This is a genomic window from Vandammella animalimorsus (assembly GCF_002288875.1).
GTDB classification, from domain to species: domain Bacteria; phylum Pseudomonadota; class Gammaproteobacteria; order Burkholderiales; family Burkholderiaceae_C; genus Lampropedia; species Lampropedia animalimorsus.
The window spans coordinates 730,379-744,628 of the sequence record NZ_NTBH01000001.1 but is presented as its reverse complement, the minus strand read 5'-3'; the positions used below and the strand labels follow the sequence as shown (position 1 = coordinate 744,628).

The window sequence follows — 14,250 nt, the reverse complement described above, 5'->3', positions numbered from 1 at the left end:
CGGGGCGCCCCCAGGCATTGCCTACAATTTTCCGCATGGCAGCAGAGCATGAACTTGTGCAGCAAATCCGCCAATGGGCGCGGCAGCTGGGATTCTCGCAGATCGGCGTGGCCGGCATCGACCTCTCGGATGCCGAGCCCGGGCTGCTGGCCTGGCTGGAGCAGGGCTTTCACGGCGAGATGCACTATATGGAGCGCCACGGCCTCAAGCGTGCGCGGCCGGCGGAGCTGGTGCCTGGCACGCTGAGCATCGTCACCGCCCGTATGGATTACTTGGCGCCTGGCACGCCGCCGGGCTGGCAGGCGCTGGAGCTGGCGCGCCTGCAGCAGCCAGGGCAGGCCGTGGTGTCGCTTTACGCGCGCGGCCGCGACTACCACAAGGTGCTGCGCCAGCGCCTGCAAAAACTGGCCGAGCGCATTGCCCAGGCGGTGGGCCCGTTGGGGCACCGGGTGTTCACCGATTCGGCGCCGGTGCTGGAGGCTGAGTTGGCCAGGCGCAGTGGCCTGGGCTGGCGCGGCAAGCACACGCTGCTGCTCTCGCGCCAGGCCGGCTCGATGTTTTTTCTGGGCGAGATCTTCCTGGATCTGGCCCTGCCGCCCACGCCAGCGACCAGCGCGCACTGCGGCGCCTGCCGCGCCTGCATGGACATCTGCCCGACCCAGGCCATCGTCGCCCCGGGCCAGGTCGATGCGCGGCGCTGCATCTCCTACCTGACCATCGAGCACCCGGGCCCCATCCCCGAGCCGCTGCGCCCGGCCATGGGCAACCGCTTGTACGGCTGCGACGATTGCCAACTGGCCTGCCCGTGGAACAAGTTCGCCCAGCCCAGCGTGTTGGCCGACTTTGCCGCGCGCCCGGCGCTGCAGCAAGGTGATCTGCTGAGCCTGCTGGGCTGGAGCGAGACCGAGTTCCTGCAGCACACCGAAGGCAGCCCCATCCGCCGCATTGGCTACGCGCGCTGGCAGCGCAACCTGGCCGTGGTCAGCGGCAATGCGCTGCGCGCAGCGCAACTGCCCCAGGCCCAGGCCCGTCTGTTGTGCCAGCATTTACAGCGCATGGTGCAGGATCCGGCCAGCGACGCCCTGGTGCGCGAGCATGCGGCCTGGGCGCTGGCGCAGGCTGGCATGGCCCTGGTCCAGCAGGGCTGACTGGCCTGGCCTTGCACCCATTGGGCCGCACCGCGCTACCATCACGGCCTTGCTTGACGCCTGCGCACAGGCCATCCAGACCAACGCCTTCAGCCAGCCGCTGGGCCCGCCCCATGAATGCCCCCATCGATGTTTCCTTTTTCCCGCGCCATGCCAAGCCATTGAGCGCCTACAAGCCCTATTGGGCCAAGCGTTTTGGCACCGCGCCTTTCCTGCCCATGAGCCGCGCCGAGATGGAGCAGCTGGGCTGGGACAGCTGCGACGTGATTTTGGTGACGGGCGATGCCTATGTGGACCACCCCAGCTTCGGCATGGCCGTGATCGGCCGCGTGCTGGAGGCGCAGGGCTTTCGCGTGGGCATCATCGCCCAGCCCGACTGGCACAGCGCCGAGCCCTTCAAGGCGCTGGGCCGGCCCAACCTGTTCTGGGGCGTGACGGCGGGCAACATGGATTCGATGATCAACCGCTACACGGCCGATCGCAAAATCCGCAGTGACGACGCTTACACCCCCGGCAACGTGGGCGGCAAGCGGCCCGACCGCGCCGCCATCGTCTATAGCCAGCGCTGCCGCGAGGCGTTCAAGGACGTGCCCATCATCCTGGGCGGCATCGAGGGCAGCCTGCGCCGCATCGCCCACTACGACTACTGGAGCGACAAGGTGCGCCGCTCCATCGTGGTGGACAGCAAGTGCGACCTGCTGCTGTACGGCAACGCCGAGCGCGCGCTGGTGGAAGTGGCGCACCGCCTGGCGCGGCGCGAGCCGGTGGCGCAGATCACCGACGTGCGCGGCACGGCCTTCGTGCGCCGCGCGCAGGATGAAGGCAAGCAGTGGTGGGAGCTGGACTCCACCGATGTGGACAGCCCCGGCCCGGTGGAGCCGCACATCAACCCCTATCTGACTGTGGGCGAGCAGGCCGCCAAGGCTGGCCAGGCGTGCCAGAACGGCCAATATGCCCCAAGCGATGCCCAGCCCGGCCACCCGGGCGAGGGGCAGGGCAGCGCCGGCCAGGCCGGCAGCGATCAGGCGGATGTGCGGCCCGTGCAATTCATGCCCAACCCGGCGTTGGCAGGGCGCAAGAACTCCCGCGCCCTGCCGCCGCGCGAACACACCGTCATTCGCCTACCCAGCTACGAGCAGGTCAAGGCCGACCCGGTGCTCTACGCTCACGCCAACCGCGTGCTGCACCTGGAGACCAACCCTGGCAACGCCCGCGCCCTGATGCAGCGCCACGGCGAGGGCGCGGCCGCGCGCGACGTGTGGCTCAACCCGCCGCCCATCCCGCTGACCACGGCCGAGATGGACCACGTCTTCGGCCTGCCCTACGCGCGCAGCCCGCACCCGCGCTACGCCGATGAACAAGGCAGCCACGACGGCGCGACCAAGATCCCGGCCTGGGAGATGATCCGCACCTCGGTGAACATCATGCGCGGTTGTTTTGGCGGCTGCACCTTCTGCTCCATCACCGAGCATGAAGGCCGCATCATCCAAAGCCGCTCGGAAGACTCCATCATTGGCGAGATCGAGGAGATCCGCGACAAGGTTCAGGGCTTTACCGGCGTCATCTCCGACCTGGGCGGGCCCACGGCCAACATGTACCGCCTGGGCTGTCGCTCGCCCGAGATCGAGGCTGCCTGCCGCAAGCCCAGCTGCGTTTACCCCGGCATCTGCCCCAATCTGCACACCGACCACGGCCCGCTGATCCGCATCTACCGCCGCGCGCGTGGCCTCAAGGGCATCAAGAAAATCCTCATCGGCTCGGGCCTGCGCTACGACCTGGCCGTGCAATCGCCCGAATACGTCAAGGAGCTGGTGCAGCACCATGTGGGCGGCTATTTGAAAATCGCGCCCGAGCACACCGAGGCCGGCCCGCTGTCGAAGATGATGAAACCTGGCATCGGCGCCTACGACCGCTTCAAGCAAATGTTCGAGCGCTACAGCGCCGAGGCCGGCAAGAAGCAGTACCTCATTCCCTACTTCATCGCCGCGCACCCGGGCACCAGCGACGAGGACATGATGAACCTGGCGCTGTGGTTGAAGAAAAACGGTTTTCGCGCCGACCAGGTGCAGACCTTCTACCCCAGCCCCATGGCCACCGCCACGGCCATGTACCACTCCGGGCGCAACCCACTCAAGCGCGTGCGCCGCTGGATGCAGGACAAGAGCGAGGAGCAGGTGGACATCGTGCGCGGCGAGAAGCGCCGCCGCCTGCACAAGGCCTTTTTGCGCTGGCACGACCCAAACAACTGGCCGCTGCTGCGCCAAGCCCTCAAGGACATGGGCCGCGCCGACCTGATCGGCAATGGCAAGCAGCACCTCATCCCCACCTGGCAACCGCTGACCGACGGCAGCTACCAAAGCGCGCGGCGCAGCAACTCCACCCCCAAGCAAACGCTGCAACCGCGCCGCGCCGATGCTGGCTCGGGCAGCACCAGGCCCGGCGGCCCCAAGAAGAAGGCCGCTGCCGGCCGCGGCCCCCAACGCAAGCCCCAGGCGCAGCGCGGCAGTGCGCCCCAGCCCGGCCGGCTGCTGACCCAGCACACCGGCCTGCCGCCCCGGCCCGGCAAGTAGCCAGGCAATAAGGCAGGTCAGGCAGGGCAAGGCGCTCTGCGCGCCATCACCAAAAAAGCCGCTGGGCGCTACAAAAAACAAAAAACGCCTGCCCGGTCAAGGGCAGGCGTTGCTGTGTGCAGGGCAGGGCTGCAGCAATGATTCAAGTTTTCATGCGCGCTGCTTGACGTAGCTGCCGGGGGCGGGCTCCACCACCTTGTAGGCGCTGCCTTTGCCCGGTTTTTTCGGCGCTGGGATCTGCTTGCCGGCGTGCTCGGCCAGCCATTGCGCCCAGTCCGGCCACCAGCTGCCGGGTTGCTGCTCGGCCGTCTCCAGCCACTGGCTCCAGTCCTCGGGGTATTGGCCGCTTTCGCTCTTCCAGTAGCTGCGCTTGCCGCGCGCCGGCGGGTTGATGACCCCGGCGATGTGGCCCGAGGCGCCCATGACGAAGCGCTTGGGCCCGCTGAACACCTGGGTGCTGGCGTAGGCGCCGCGGATGGGCACGATGTGGTCCTCGCGCGAGCCGTAGATGTACATCGAGGCCTTGATCTTGCTCAGGTCGATGGCTTCGCCGCAGACCGTGGCCTGGCCGGGCTGCACCAGGCGGTTTTCCAGGTAAGTGTTGCGCAGGTACCAGGCGTAGAACGGGCCGGGCAGGTTGGTGCCGTCGCTGTTCCAGTACAGCAGGTCGAACGGTGGCGGGGTCTCGCCCTTGAGGTAGTTGCCCACCACGTAGTTCCACACCAGCTCGTTGGGGCGCAAAAAGCTGAAGGTGGTGGCCAGATCCTGGCCGCGCATCAGGCCGCGCTGGCCCATTTGCATTTCACGGAACTGCACGACGTTTTCGTCGATGAAGATGTCCAGGATGCCCGTTTCGCTGAAGTCCACCAGCGTGGTCAGCAGCGTGGCGCTGTGCACCGGGTGCTGGCCGCGCGCGGCCAGCACGGCCAGCGCCGTGGTCAGGATGGTGCCGCCGACGCAAAAGCCCAGCGCGTTGATGGTCTCGGCGCCGGTGATGTCCTGCACTGCCTGGATGGCGCGCATGGCCGCATGCTCGATGTAGTCGTCCCAGGTCTTGGTGTCCATGCTCTGGTCGGGGTTGCGCCAGCTGACGACGAAGCAGCGATGCCCCTGGGCAACGGCGTACTCGATGAAGGAGTTGCCTGGCTGCAAATCCAGGATGTAGTACTTGTTGATGCACGGGGGCACCAGCAGAAAAGGGCGCTCATGCACCTTGGCCGTGGTGGGCGTGTATTCGATGAGCTGGAAGAACTCGTTCTGAAACACCACCGAGCCGGGGGTGATGGCGATGTTGCGGCCGACCTCGAACTGCGCCTCGTCGGTCATCGAGATGTGGCCGCGCTGGATGTCCTCCCACATGTTCATCAGGCCCTTGGAGATGCTCTCGCCTTTGCTGCTCAGGGCCTTCACCTGAGCGTCCGGGTTCAGCGCCATGAAGTTGGTTGGCGCGGCAGCAGCCAGCCACTGGTCGACGGCAAATTGCAGGCGTGCGCGGGTCTTGGGGTCGGTCTCGGTGATCTCCACCAGCTTTTGCAAGGCGCTGGAATTGATCTGGTAGAGCGCGGCCGTCATGGCAGCCGGGCCATTTTCCAGCCAGGCCTGGCTGGAAAAGCGCCGATCCGAGCGCAGCACCTCGCCCAAATCCTTGGTCTCGCTCTGCGCCAGCTGCGAGATCTGCGCCAGATATTCCTGTTGCAGCGTCTGCAGCTTTTGCGGGGCGATGAACAGCCCGGCCAGCGGCGCGGCAGCGCCAGCATGGCCGCTTGGCTGGGCTGGCATGAACGGGGCCAGAAAACCCATAGGGTTGCCCAGCATGCCCATCATGGCCTCGGGCGTAAAAGGCGCTGCCTGGGCCGGGGCCTCTTGCCCGGCTTGTTTAGGCTGCGCGGCCTTGGTTGCTTTGGCGCCCTTGCTGGTTGTGTCAGGCTGCTGGCTGGCACTGGCTGCGGCGGCCAGCGGCGCTTGCATGGCCTGCTGCGTCCATTGCATCCATTGGCCGAGCGCGGCCTGCTGAAACTGCTGCAGCTGCGCCCAGTAATCGGCCGGGCCTTGGCCTGGGGCAGCCTTGGGCTGGGCGTCGTGCTTGCTCATGGATGAAGTCTCCTTGTCGGTGGGTGTGTTGAAAATGCCGGGCAAAGGCCTTGCCAAGTAAGTGTGCGGCAGGCGTGCTTGCCGCCCGCGATCATAGAGAGCGCGGCAGAGCGCATTCAAGTGGGAAAACCCCGGGCTGCAGGCCACTGCAGGATGCTTTGGCAAGAAATTCTTGCAGCTTGCCCGTACGGGGCAAAAACTGTGTCTATAATCTCGATTCTTTGCTGATGGCGCATTAGCTCAGTTGGTTAGAGCGACGGAATCATAATCCGCAGGTCCGGGGTTCGAGTCCCTGATGCGCCACCAAATTCCAGGGCTTGTAGAGTGATCTACAAGCCCTTTTGTTTTGGGCCGCGCAGCGTCAAGCGCAGCTGTCGTCTACCCTCTTCACATTCGCGCGCCTGTTCAAGAGGCCTGCTCAAGAATCTTGGTGCGAGCTGAAAAAGTGAGCCCCCCATCGGTCAACCCCATCGCCTCGCGCGAGAACGCGCAGGTCAAGCTCTGGCGCCGTCTGGCGCAGCAGAGCAATGCCTATCGCAAGCACGGCCAGCTTTGGCTGGAAGGCGAGCACCTGTGCGCCATGGCGCAGCAGGCGCGCCTGCCGGTGCAGGCGCTGGTGCTTTCGCGCACACGCTGGGAGGCCGGCGAGCTGGCGCAATGGATGCCATTTCAAGGAAGCGGTGGCGCGCCTGGTGCGACCCAGACGCGGGCCTTTGTGCTCGAAGACGGGTTGTTCGCCCACGTCAGCGGGCTGGAAAGCCCGGCCGGCCTGGCCTATGTCACGACCTGGCAGGCCCAGGCTCAGCCCGTGCCAGGTCTGGCCACGGTGGTGCTCGATCGCCTGCAGGATGCGGGCAACGTCGGCGCCATCTTGCGCTGCGCGGCGGCTTTCGGCTTTGGCCAGGTGCTGGCGCTGGAGGGCACGGTAGCGCTGTATTCGCCCAAGGTGTTGCGCGCTGGCATGGGCGCGCACTTCAGCCTGCATCTGCTGGAGCAGGCCACGCTGGAGCAGGTGCAGGCGTTGCAGCTGCCGCTGCTGCTGACCAGCTCGCACGCCGGCCAATATGTGCACCAGGCCCGGCTGCCCTGGCCCTGCGCCTGGGTGCTGGGCCACGAAGGGCAGGGCGTGGCCCAGGCCCTGGCAGAGCTGCCGCACCAGCCGCTGCGCATTGCCCAGCCCGGCGGGCAAGAGTCGCTCAACGTCGCCGCCGCTGCGGCCATTTGCCTGCATGCCAGCGCAGTGAGCAGCGCGGCTACAGCAGGGGCTTGAACAGGGCTTTGGGCTGGCGTTCCATAGGCGCTGGCAGCAGTGCTTTGCGGGTTTTCCTGATGCACATCGCGAGGAAATAGCTTGTCGCACAGGTTACAGCTGTTCCTGAATGAATGCATTTCTGCACTTCATGAACACTGGGGAGTCGGCATGCCTTTGCAGACACTGCCCCTGAAAGAGTGAGATCGCCCCATGCCCGACCCGCACACCACTCCCGTTGCCTGCTTCACAGAGCCTTTGCTTCGATATCGCCAGCACGGGCGCGCAGCCATGGCGGCGCTGGCCTTGGCCCTGGCTGCCGCGCCTGCGCTGGCGACCTGCCCCATCAATGGCAAGCCAGGGCAATTTGAGGTTGTGCCCGAGAGCCACGGTGCGGAAGTCCGGGACACGGCCACCGGCCTGGTCTGGCGGCGGTGCAGCGAGGGGCAGAGCTGGGATGGCACATCTTGCGTAGGCACCTTCAGCCGGATGACCTACGACGAGGCCATGGCCCATGCCGAAGGGCAGCCAGATGGGCGCTTGCCCAGCCTCAAAGAGCTGCAGACGCTGGTGAATCGAGACTGCACCAACCCAGCCATTGACACTGACACCTTCCCGAACACGCCCGGCACCTGGTATTGGACGAGGACGCCCTATGCAGGCAGCTCTGCCGATGCCTGGATCGTGGGCTTTTCCGAGGGCGGCTTTGCCGATTACTACTACCAGAACTTCCGTGGCGCGGTGCGCTTGGTGCGAACCGGCCGGTGATGCCGATGTATGTTGGGGGGCGGCTTGGCCGCCCTCGTTTTTGTGGCCATGGCCGGCGCTGTATGGTGAGCAGCTCGGGCGTGGCGCGCCTGGCCGCCTTGCCTACAATCGCCATCTGCATGCTGCCGCTTGCCAGGCGGCATTTTTTTGATCTTTTTTCGCGCCGCACTGCGCTGGGGCGCTGCTCTTGTGTCTCTCTTCAAAGCTGCTTCCACGGTGTCCTTGCTGACGCTGGCCTCGCGCGTGACCGGGTTGGTGCGCGATCTGTTGATGGCCGCCGTCTTTGGCGCCAACGCCCTGACCGATGCCTTCAACGTGGCATTTCGCATTCCCAACTTGTTCCGGCGCCTGTTTGCCGAAGGGGCCTTCAGCCAGGCTTTCGTGCCGGTGCTGGCGGCCACGCGCGCGCAGCAGGGCGATGCGGCCACGCAGCAGCTGATCGACCGGGTGGCCACGGCGCTGCTGTGGGTGCTGCTGCTGTTCAGCGCCCTGGGCGTGCTGGCCGCGCCGCTGTTGGTGTGGCTGCTGGCCAGCGGCCTGCAGCAGGACGGCAGCTTCGATGCCGCAGTGCGCATGACGCGCTGGATGTTCCCCTACATCGCCTGCATGTCGCTGGTGGCGCTTTCGGCGGGCATTCTCAATACCTGGAAGCGCTATGCCGTGCCAGCGGCCACGCCGGTGTTGCTCAATCTGTGCATGATCGCCGCCGCGCTGGGGCTGGCGCCAGCGTTTGCGCGCGCGGGCATCGAGCCGATCTATGCCATGGCCGCAGGCGTCATGGCCGGCGGGTTGTTGCAGCTGGGCATCCAGGTGCCGGCCTTGCTGCGCATGGGCCTGCTGCCGCGCCTGGCGTTCAGCCCGGCGGGCATTGCCCAGGCCTGGCGCGACAGCGGCGTGCGGCGCATTCTGGCGCTGATGGGCCCGGCGCTGCTGGGTGTGGGCGTGGCGCAGATTTCGCTGATGATCAACACGCAGATTGCCTCCTACCTGCAGGCCGGCAGCGTGACCTGGCTGTTTTATGCCGATCGCCTGATGGAGTTCCCCACGGCCTTGCTGGGCGTGGCGCTGGGCGTGGTGTTGACGCCGCGCCTGGCTGCGGCCCAGGCCGCCGGTGATGGCGCGCAGTACTCGGCCATGCTCGACTGGGGGCTGCGCATGGTGGTGGCGCTGGCGTTGCCCTGTGCTGTGGGCCTGCTGTGTTTTGCCACGCCGCTGGTGGCCAGCCTGTTTCACTACGGCGCGCTGCGCGATGGCGATGTGCGGCAGATTGCGCTGGCCCTGATGGGCTATGGCGCGGGCCTGTTGGGGCTGGTGGCCGTGAAGGTGCTGGCGCCGGGCTATTACGCCAGCCAGGACATGCGCACGCCAGTCAAGGTGGCGGTGGTGGTGCTGATATTGACGCAATGCCTCAATGCTGTGCTGGTGCCGGTGCTGGCCCATGCCGGGCTGGCGCTGTCGATCGGCATCGGGGCGCTGTGCAATGCCCTTTGGCTGCTGTTGGGCCTGCGTCGCCGTGGCGCCTATCGCCCTGCGCCAGGCTGGTGGCGTTTTGGCAGTCAGGTGTTGGCGGGCTTGATTGCGCTGGCGCTGTTTTTGCTGTGGGCAGCGCAGTCGCAGGATTGGCTGGCGCTGCGCGCCGCGCCGGGCTGGCGCATTCTGCACCTGGGCTGGATGCTGCTGGCGGCCGTGGGCGTGTACTTTGGCGTGTTGTTGGCCAGTCGTTTTGACTGGCGCACGCTGCTGCGCGGGCCGCGTCAGTGGGATTGAACCTCGCACCCAATACTGCGCTCGGGTTTGGCGCAACAGGTCAGGGGCTGTTGCTACACTGACTGGCCCCTGGTTCGTTTTGCCTGCCCACGCCATGCCGCCCTTGAACCTGCTTCCCCCCACGCCGCTTGAGTACTTCGCCTGCCTGGTGCAGTCGGATCAGGACTTCCCGTTGCTGGAGGCGGCAGCCAGTCTGGCGCACGACGAATACCCGGAACTGGACTTGCAGCAAGTGCTCGCGGAGGTGGATCACCTGCATGCGCGCCTGCGCCAGCGCCAGGCTGGGCGCGGCATCACGGCCGGCTCGGTGCTCGAGCGCATCCAGAGCCTGAACCGCTTTTTTTATGGCGAGTTGGGCTTTGCCGTCAACCGCAACGACTACTACGATCCGGAGAACAGCTACCTGCACCAGGTGCTGCAGACGCGCCGGGGCATCCCGATCTCGATTGGCGTGCTGTGGCTGGAGCTGGCGCGCGGCCTGGGGCTGGATGCGCACGGCGTGTCCTTCCCGGGGCACTTCATGCTCAAAGTGTTGCTGCCGCAGGGGCAGGTGATTCTGGATCCGCTCACGGGCCGGTCTTTCTCCAGTGAGGACTTGGCGCAGCAATTGCAGGGGCAGCTCCCCAGGCTCACGCTTTACAACGACGAAACCTTGCCGCTGGGCTTGTTTCTGCAAAGCGCCTCGCCGCGCGAGACGATTGCGCGCATGCTGCGCAACCTCAAGGAGATCTTCCGCGTTCAAGGCGACGCCCAGCGTGCGCTGGCTGTGCAGCAGCGCCTGGTCGTGCTGCTGCCGCAAGACTGGGGCGAGCTGCGCGACCGCGGCTGGGCCTACGATGCGCTGGGCCAGTCACAGCCAGCCATTGCCGATCTGCAGGCCTATCTGGAGCACAACCCGCAGGCCCCCGATGCTCGGGAGGTCGAGCGCAAGCTGCAGCAGTTGCGCGCGCAGACTTGAGAGACTGCCCTCAAAAAAACGCGCCCCGCGCTCATTGCCAGGATTGAGCGGTCTGCTGTCGCGCGGAATGTGGCGCTGGGCCGAGCGCCAAGCCTTGCATAGTGCATAACACGCTCTAACCCACGCGACAGGCCTTGCGCCAATCGTGCCGCGTTCTGCGCGGCGCGGCCCTCAAAGCCCTCTACACTTGCGCATGCTGTGATTCAACCCTGGAAGGAGGCATGCATGCGCATTGGTGTACCCCTGGAGACGGCCGCGGGCGAGACCCGGGTGGCAGCCACACCCGAGACGGTCAAGAAGCTTGTGGCGCAAGGCCACGAGGTGCTGGTGCAATCGGAGGCTGGTCTGGCCGCAGCGGCCACGGATGAGGCCTACCGCGCCGCAGGCGCGCAAATCGTTGATGCCGCTGCGGCCTTGGGGGCCGAGCTGGTACTGAAAGTGCGCGCGCCCTCGGCGCAGGAGCTGCCGGCGCTGCAGCCCGGCGCGGTGTTGGTGGGCATGCTCAACCCCTTCGATGCGCAGGGCCTGCAGGCGCTGGCCGATGCGCGGCTGACGGCCTTCGCGCTGGAGGCCGCGCCGCGCACCACGCGCGCGCAAAGCATGGACGTGCTGTCCTCGCAGGCCAACATCGCCGGCTACAAGGCGGTGATCATGGCCGCCGATGCCTATCCGCGCTTCTTCCCCATGCTGATGACGGCGGCCGGCACCGTCAAAGCCGCCAAGGTGGTGGTATTGGGCGTGGGCGTGGCCGGGCTGCAAGCCATTGCCACGGCCAAGCGCCTGGGCGCCACGATCGAGGCCAGCGACGTTCGCCCCAGCGTGAAGGAGCAGGTCGAGTCGCTGGGCGCGAAGTTCATCGACGTGCCCTATGAAACCGATGAGGAGCGCGAGGCCGCCGAAGGCGTGGGCGGCTACGCCCGGCCCATGCCGGCGAGCTGGCTTGAGCGCCAGAAGGCCGAGGTGGCCAAGCGCGTGGCCGCAGCCGATGTGGTCATCACCACGGCCCTGATCCCCGGCCGCGCCGCGCCCACGCTGGTGACCGAGGACATGGTGCGCGCCATGAAGCCCGGCGCAGTGATCGTGGACATCGCCGCCGGCCGTGGCGAGGGCGGCGTGGGCGGCAACTGCCCGCTGACGCAGGCCGACGCCACCGTGGTGCGCCACGGCGTGACCATCATCGGCCAGACCAATCTGCCGGCGCTGGTGGCCGCTGACGCCTCGCAGCTGTATGCGCGCAACGTGCTCGACTTCCTCAAGCTCATTCTGCCCAAGGACGAGGGCCTGAAGATCGACACCGAGGACGACATCGTCGCCGCCTGCCTGGTGGCGCGCGATGGCCAGCTGCTGCGGCGCTGAGGCCCGCCGCCCCCGCTTTGCATGAACCCACCGAGTCAAGGAGAGAAGGCATGGATTTCGTATCCCCGATCGTGACCAATCTGATCATCTTCGTGCTGGCCATTTACGTGGGCTACCACGTGGTCTGGAACGTCACCCCCGCGCTGCACACGCCGCTGATGGCGGTGACCAACGCCATTTCCGCCATCGTCATCGTCGGCGCCATGCTGGCCGCCGCGCTCACCGAGGGCGGCTTTGCCAAGCTCATGGGCGTGCTGGCCGTGGCGCTGGCGGCGGTGAACGTCTTTGGCGGCTTTTTGGTCACGCGCCGCATGCTGGAGATGTTCAAGAAGAAGGAGCGCAAGCCCGTTGCCGAGGCCAACGCCAACGCCAAGAAAGGGGGCGCGGCATGAATCTGGTCACCCTGCTGTATCTGCTGGCCAGCGTCTGCTTCATCCAGGCGCTCAAGGGCCTGTCGCACCCGACCACTTCGATTCGCGGCAACATCTTCGGCATGACCGGCATGCTCATTGCCGTGCTGACCACGGCCGGGCTGATCATCAAGCTCGGCGGCGCGGGCGGCTTGGGCTGGGTTATCCTGGGCCTGCTGGCCGGTGGCACGGCCGGCGCCATCATGGCCAAGCGTGTGGAGATGACCAAGATGCCCGAGCTGGTGGCCTTCATGCACAGCATGATTGGCCTGGCCGCGGTCTTTATCGCCTTGGCCGCCGTGGCCGAACCCTGGGCTTTCGGCATCAGCGCCAAAGGCCAGCCTATTCCGGGCGGCAACCGCATTGAGCTGGCGCTGGGCGCCTTCATCGGGGCCATCACCTTCACCGGCTCGGTCATTGCCTTTGGCAAGCTCTCGGGCAAGTACAAGTTCCGCCTGTTCCAGGGCAAGCCCGTGGTGTTTGCGGGCCAGCACTGGCTGAACCTGGCGCTGGGCCTGCTGGCGCTGATCTTCGTGCTGACCTTCTGGGGCGGCCAGGGCTGGTTCTCCATGACCATGGTCATCGCGCTGGGCTTTGCGCTGGGCGTGCTGCTCATCATCCCCATCGGCGGGGCGGACATGCCGGTGGTGGTGTCCATGCTCAACAGCTACTCGGGCTGGGCCGCAGCGGGCATTGGCTTCTCGCTCAACAACAGCATGCTCATCATCGCCGGCTCGCTGGTGGGCAGCTCGGGCGCCATCCTCAGCTACATCATGTGCAAGGCCATGAACCGCTCGTTCTTCAACGTCATCCTGGGCGGCTTTGGCGGCGATGCGGCCGCAGCCGCTGGCGGCGAGCAGGAGCAGCGCAGCGTCAAGAGCGGCAGCGCCGACGATGCGGCCTTCGTTCTGGGCAATGCCGACAGCGTGGTCATTGTGCCCGGCTACGGCCTGGCCGTGGCGCGCGCGCAGCATGCCGTCAAGGAGCTGGCGGCCAAGCTGACGGAAAAAGGCATCGACGTGAAATACGCCATCCACCCCGTGGCAGGCCGCATGCCCGGCCACATGAACGTGCTGCTGGCCGAGGCCGAGGTGCCCTACGACCAGGTCTTCGAGATGGAAGACATCAACGGCGAGTTCGGCCAGGTGGACGTGGCCATCGTGCTGGGCGCCAACGACGTGGTCAACCCTGTGGCGCTGCAAAAGGGCAGCCCGATCTACGGCATGCCCATTCTGGAGGCCTACAAGGCCAAGACCGTCATCGTCAACAAGCGCTCCATGGCCGCCGGCTACGCCGGGCTGGACAACGAACTGTTCTACATGGACAAGACCATGATGGTCTTTGGCGATGCCAAGAAGGTGGTGGAAGACATCACCAAGGCCATTGAGTGATGTCCCGCATGCCCATGCGCGCGGGCCAGGCAACAGGGCTTAACTGGCCCGCCTGGCCTGCTGGCGTTTTCACTGCTTGAGGATGTGCCTTGCCATGCTGACCTCACCTTTGCCCTCACTGTGCCGCGCGGGCTGTGCGGCAGCCCTGGCCTTGGCTGTGCTGGCCGGTTGCGCCTCCAAGCCCGATGTCGTCACCCCGCCGAGCCTGATGTATGCGCTGGCCGTGGCTTACCCTGCCAAGGCCCTGCGGCAGGGGCTGGAAGGCAAGGCCATCGTCGAGCTGCATTACGACGCGCAAGGCCAGGTGGTGCAGGCGCACATCAAGCAAAGCAGCGGTCATCCCGAGCTGGATGCCGCAGCCCTGGAAGCGGCTGGCAAGGCCCGCCTGCAACCGGGCACGCGCAATGGCAGGCCCGAGGCCGGCCGCGTCGGGCTGCCCGTGCAGTTCGAGATCCCCAAGCCCCAAGCGCCTGCGCCTGCGCCTGAAACCACGTCTGCGCCTGCGCCTGCGGCCCATCCCTTTGCGAACCCAACCTAACGAT

At 66.5% G+C, this 14,250-nt stretch carries 11 protein-coding genes and 1 tRNA gene; 11 read left to right on the top strand and 1 reads right to left on the bottom strand.

Annotated elements, in window-relative coordinates; translation table 11 throughout:
- Positions 1 to 35 precede the first annotated feature (35 nt).
- Both queG and CLI93_RS03115 read left to right on the top strand, forming a co-directional pair.
- On the top strand, positions 36 to 1,148 hold the full coding sequence (queG, locus tag CLI93_RS03120) for a tRNA epoxyqueuosine(34) reductase QueG (protein ID WP_172424182.1): 1,113 nt from the start codon (positions 36 to 38) through the stop codon (positions 1,146 to 1,148).
- A gap of 113 nt (positions 1,149 to 1,261) precedes the next feature.
- Positions 1,262 to 3,718, top strand: a complete 2,457-nt coding sequence (locus CLI93_RS03115; RefSeq protein WP_095541149.1) for a YgiQ family radical SAM protein — start codon at positions 1,262 to 1,264, stop codon at positions 3,716 to 3,718.
- Positions 3,719 to 3,868: 150 nt separating this feature from the next.
- Here the strand turns inward: CLI93_RS03115 and CLI93_RS03110 are convergent, their stop codons facing one another.
- Entirely contained in the window at positions 3,869 to 5,743 is a 1,875-nt protein-coding gene (locus CLI93_RS03110) for a PHA/PHB synthase family protein (protein ID WP_420823101.1), read from the bottom strand.
- A gap of 295 nt (positions 5,744 to 6,038) precedes the next feature.
- On the opposite strand from CLI93_RS03110, the gene CLI93_RS03105 reads away from it, so the two are divergent.
- The 9 genes from CLI93_RS03105 (at position 6,039) to CLI93_RS03065 (ending at position 14,246) form a co-directional block, all read left to right on the top strand.
- A tRNA-Met gene (locus CLI93_RS03105) sits at positions 6,039 to 6,115 on the top strand.
- 139 nt (positions 6,116 to 6,254) lie between these two features.
- A complete protein-coding gene (locus CLI93_RS03100) occupies positions 6,255 to 7,079 on the top strand; it encodes a TrmH family RNA methyltransferase (RefSeq protein ID WP_095541150.1) in 825 nt (274 codons plus the stop codon).
- A gap of 192 nt (positions 7,080 to 7,271) precedes the next feature.
- On the top strand, positions 7,272 to 7,826 hold the full coding sequence (locus CLI93_RS03095) for an Lcl C-terminal domain-containing protein (RefSeq protein WP_095541151.1): 555 nt from the start codon (positions 7,272 to 7,274) through the stop codon (positions 7,824 to 7,826).
- A 189-nt stretch (positions 7,827 to 8,015) separates the two neighbouring features.
- Positions 8,016 to 9,593, top strand: coding sequence for a murein biosynthesis integral membrane protein MurJ (murJ, locus tag CLI93_RS03090; RefSeq protein WP_095995687.1), 1,578 nt, complete (start codon positions 8,016 to 8,018; stop codon positions 9,591 to 9,593).
- Positions 9,594 to 9,687: 94 nt separating this feature from the next.
- On the top strand, positions 9,688 to 10,551 hold the full coding sequence (locus tag CLI93_RS03085) for a SirB1 family protein (RefSeq protein ID WP_095995652.1): 864 nt from the start codon (positions 9,688 to 9,690) through the stop codon (positions 10,549 to 10,551).
- Between the two features lie 225 nt (positions 10,552 to 10,776).
- Positions 10,777 to 11,907 (top strand): Re/Si-specific NAD(P)(+) transhydrogenase subunit alpha, encoded by a 1,131-nt coding sequence (locus CLI93_RS03080; RefSeq protein WP_095541153.1) that lies wholly within the window; start codon positions 10,777 to 10,779, stop codon positions 11,905 to 11,907.
- 50 nt (positions 11,908 to 11,957) lie between these two features.
- A complete protein-coding gene (locus tag CLI93_RS03075; protein WP_095541154.1) occupies positions 11,958 to 12,299 on the top strand; it encodes an NAD(P) transhydrogenase subunit alpha part 2 in 342 nt (113 codons plus the stop codon).
- Positions 12,296 to 13,708: an NAD(P)(+) transhydrogenase (Re/Si-specific) subunit beta gene (locus CLI93_RS03070; protein WP_095541155.1), complete on the top strand. Its 1,413-nt coding sequence runs from the start codon at positions 12,296 to 12,298 to the stop codon at positions 13,706 to 13,708. The genes CLI93_RS03075 and CLI93_RS03070 overlap by 4 nt, the downstream gene beginning before the upstream one ends.
- Before the next feature lie 94 nt (positions 13,709 to 13,802).
- Positions 13,803 to 14,246 carry an energy transducer TonB gene (locus CLI93_RS03065; RefSeq protein WP_172425514.1) on the top strand — a complete coding sequence of 148 codons (444 nt, stop codon included), beginning with the start codon at positions 13,803 to 13,805 and terminating at the stop codon, positions 14,244 to 14,246.
- The last annotated feature ends 4 nt before the right edge of the window (positions 14,247 to 14,250 follow it).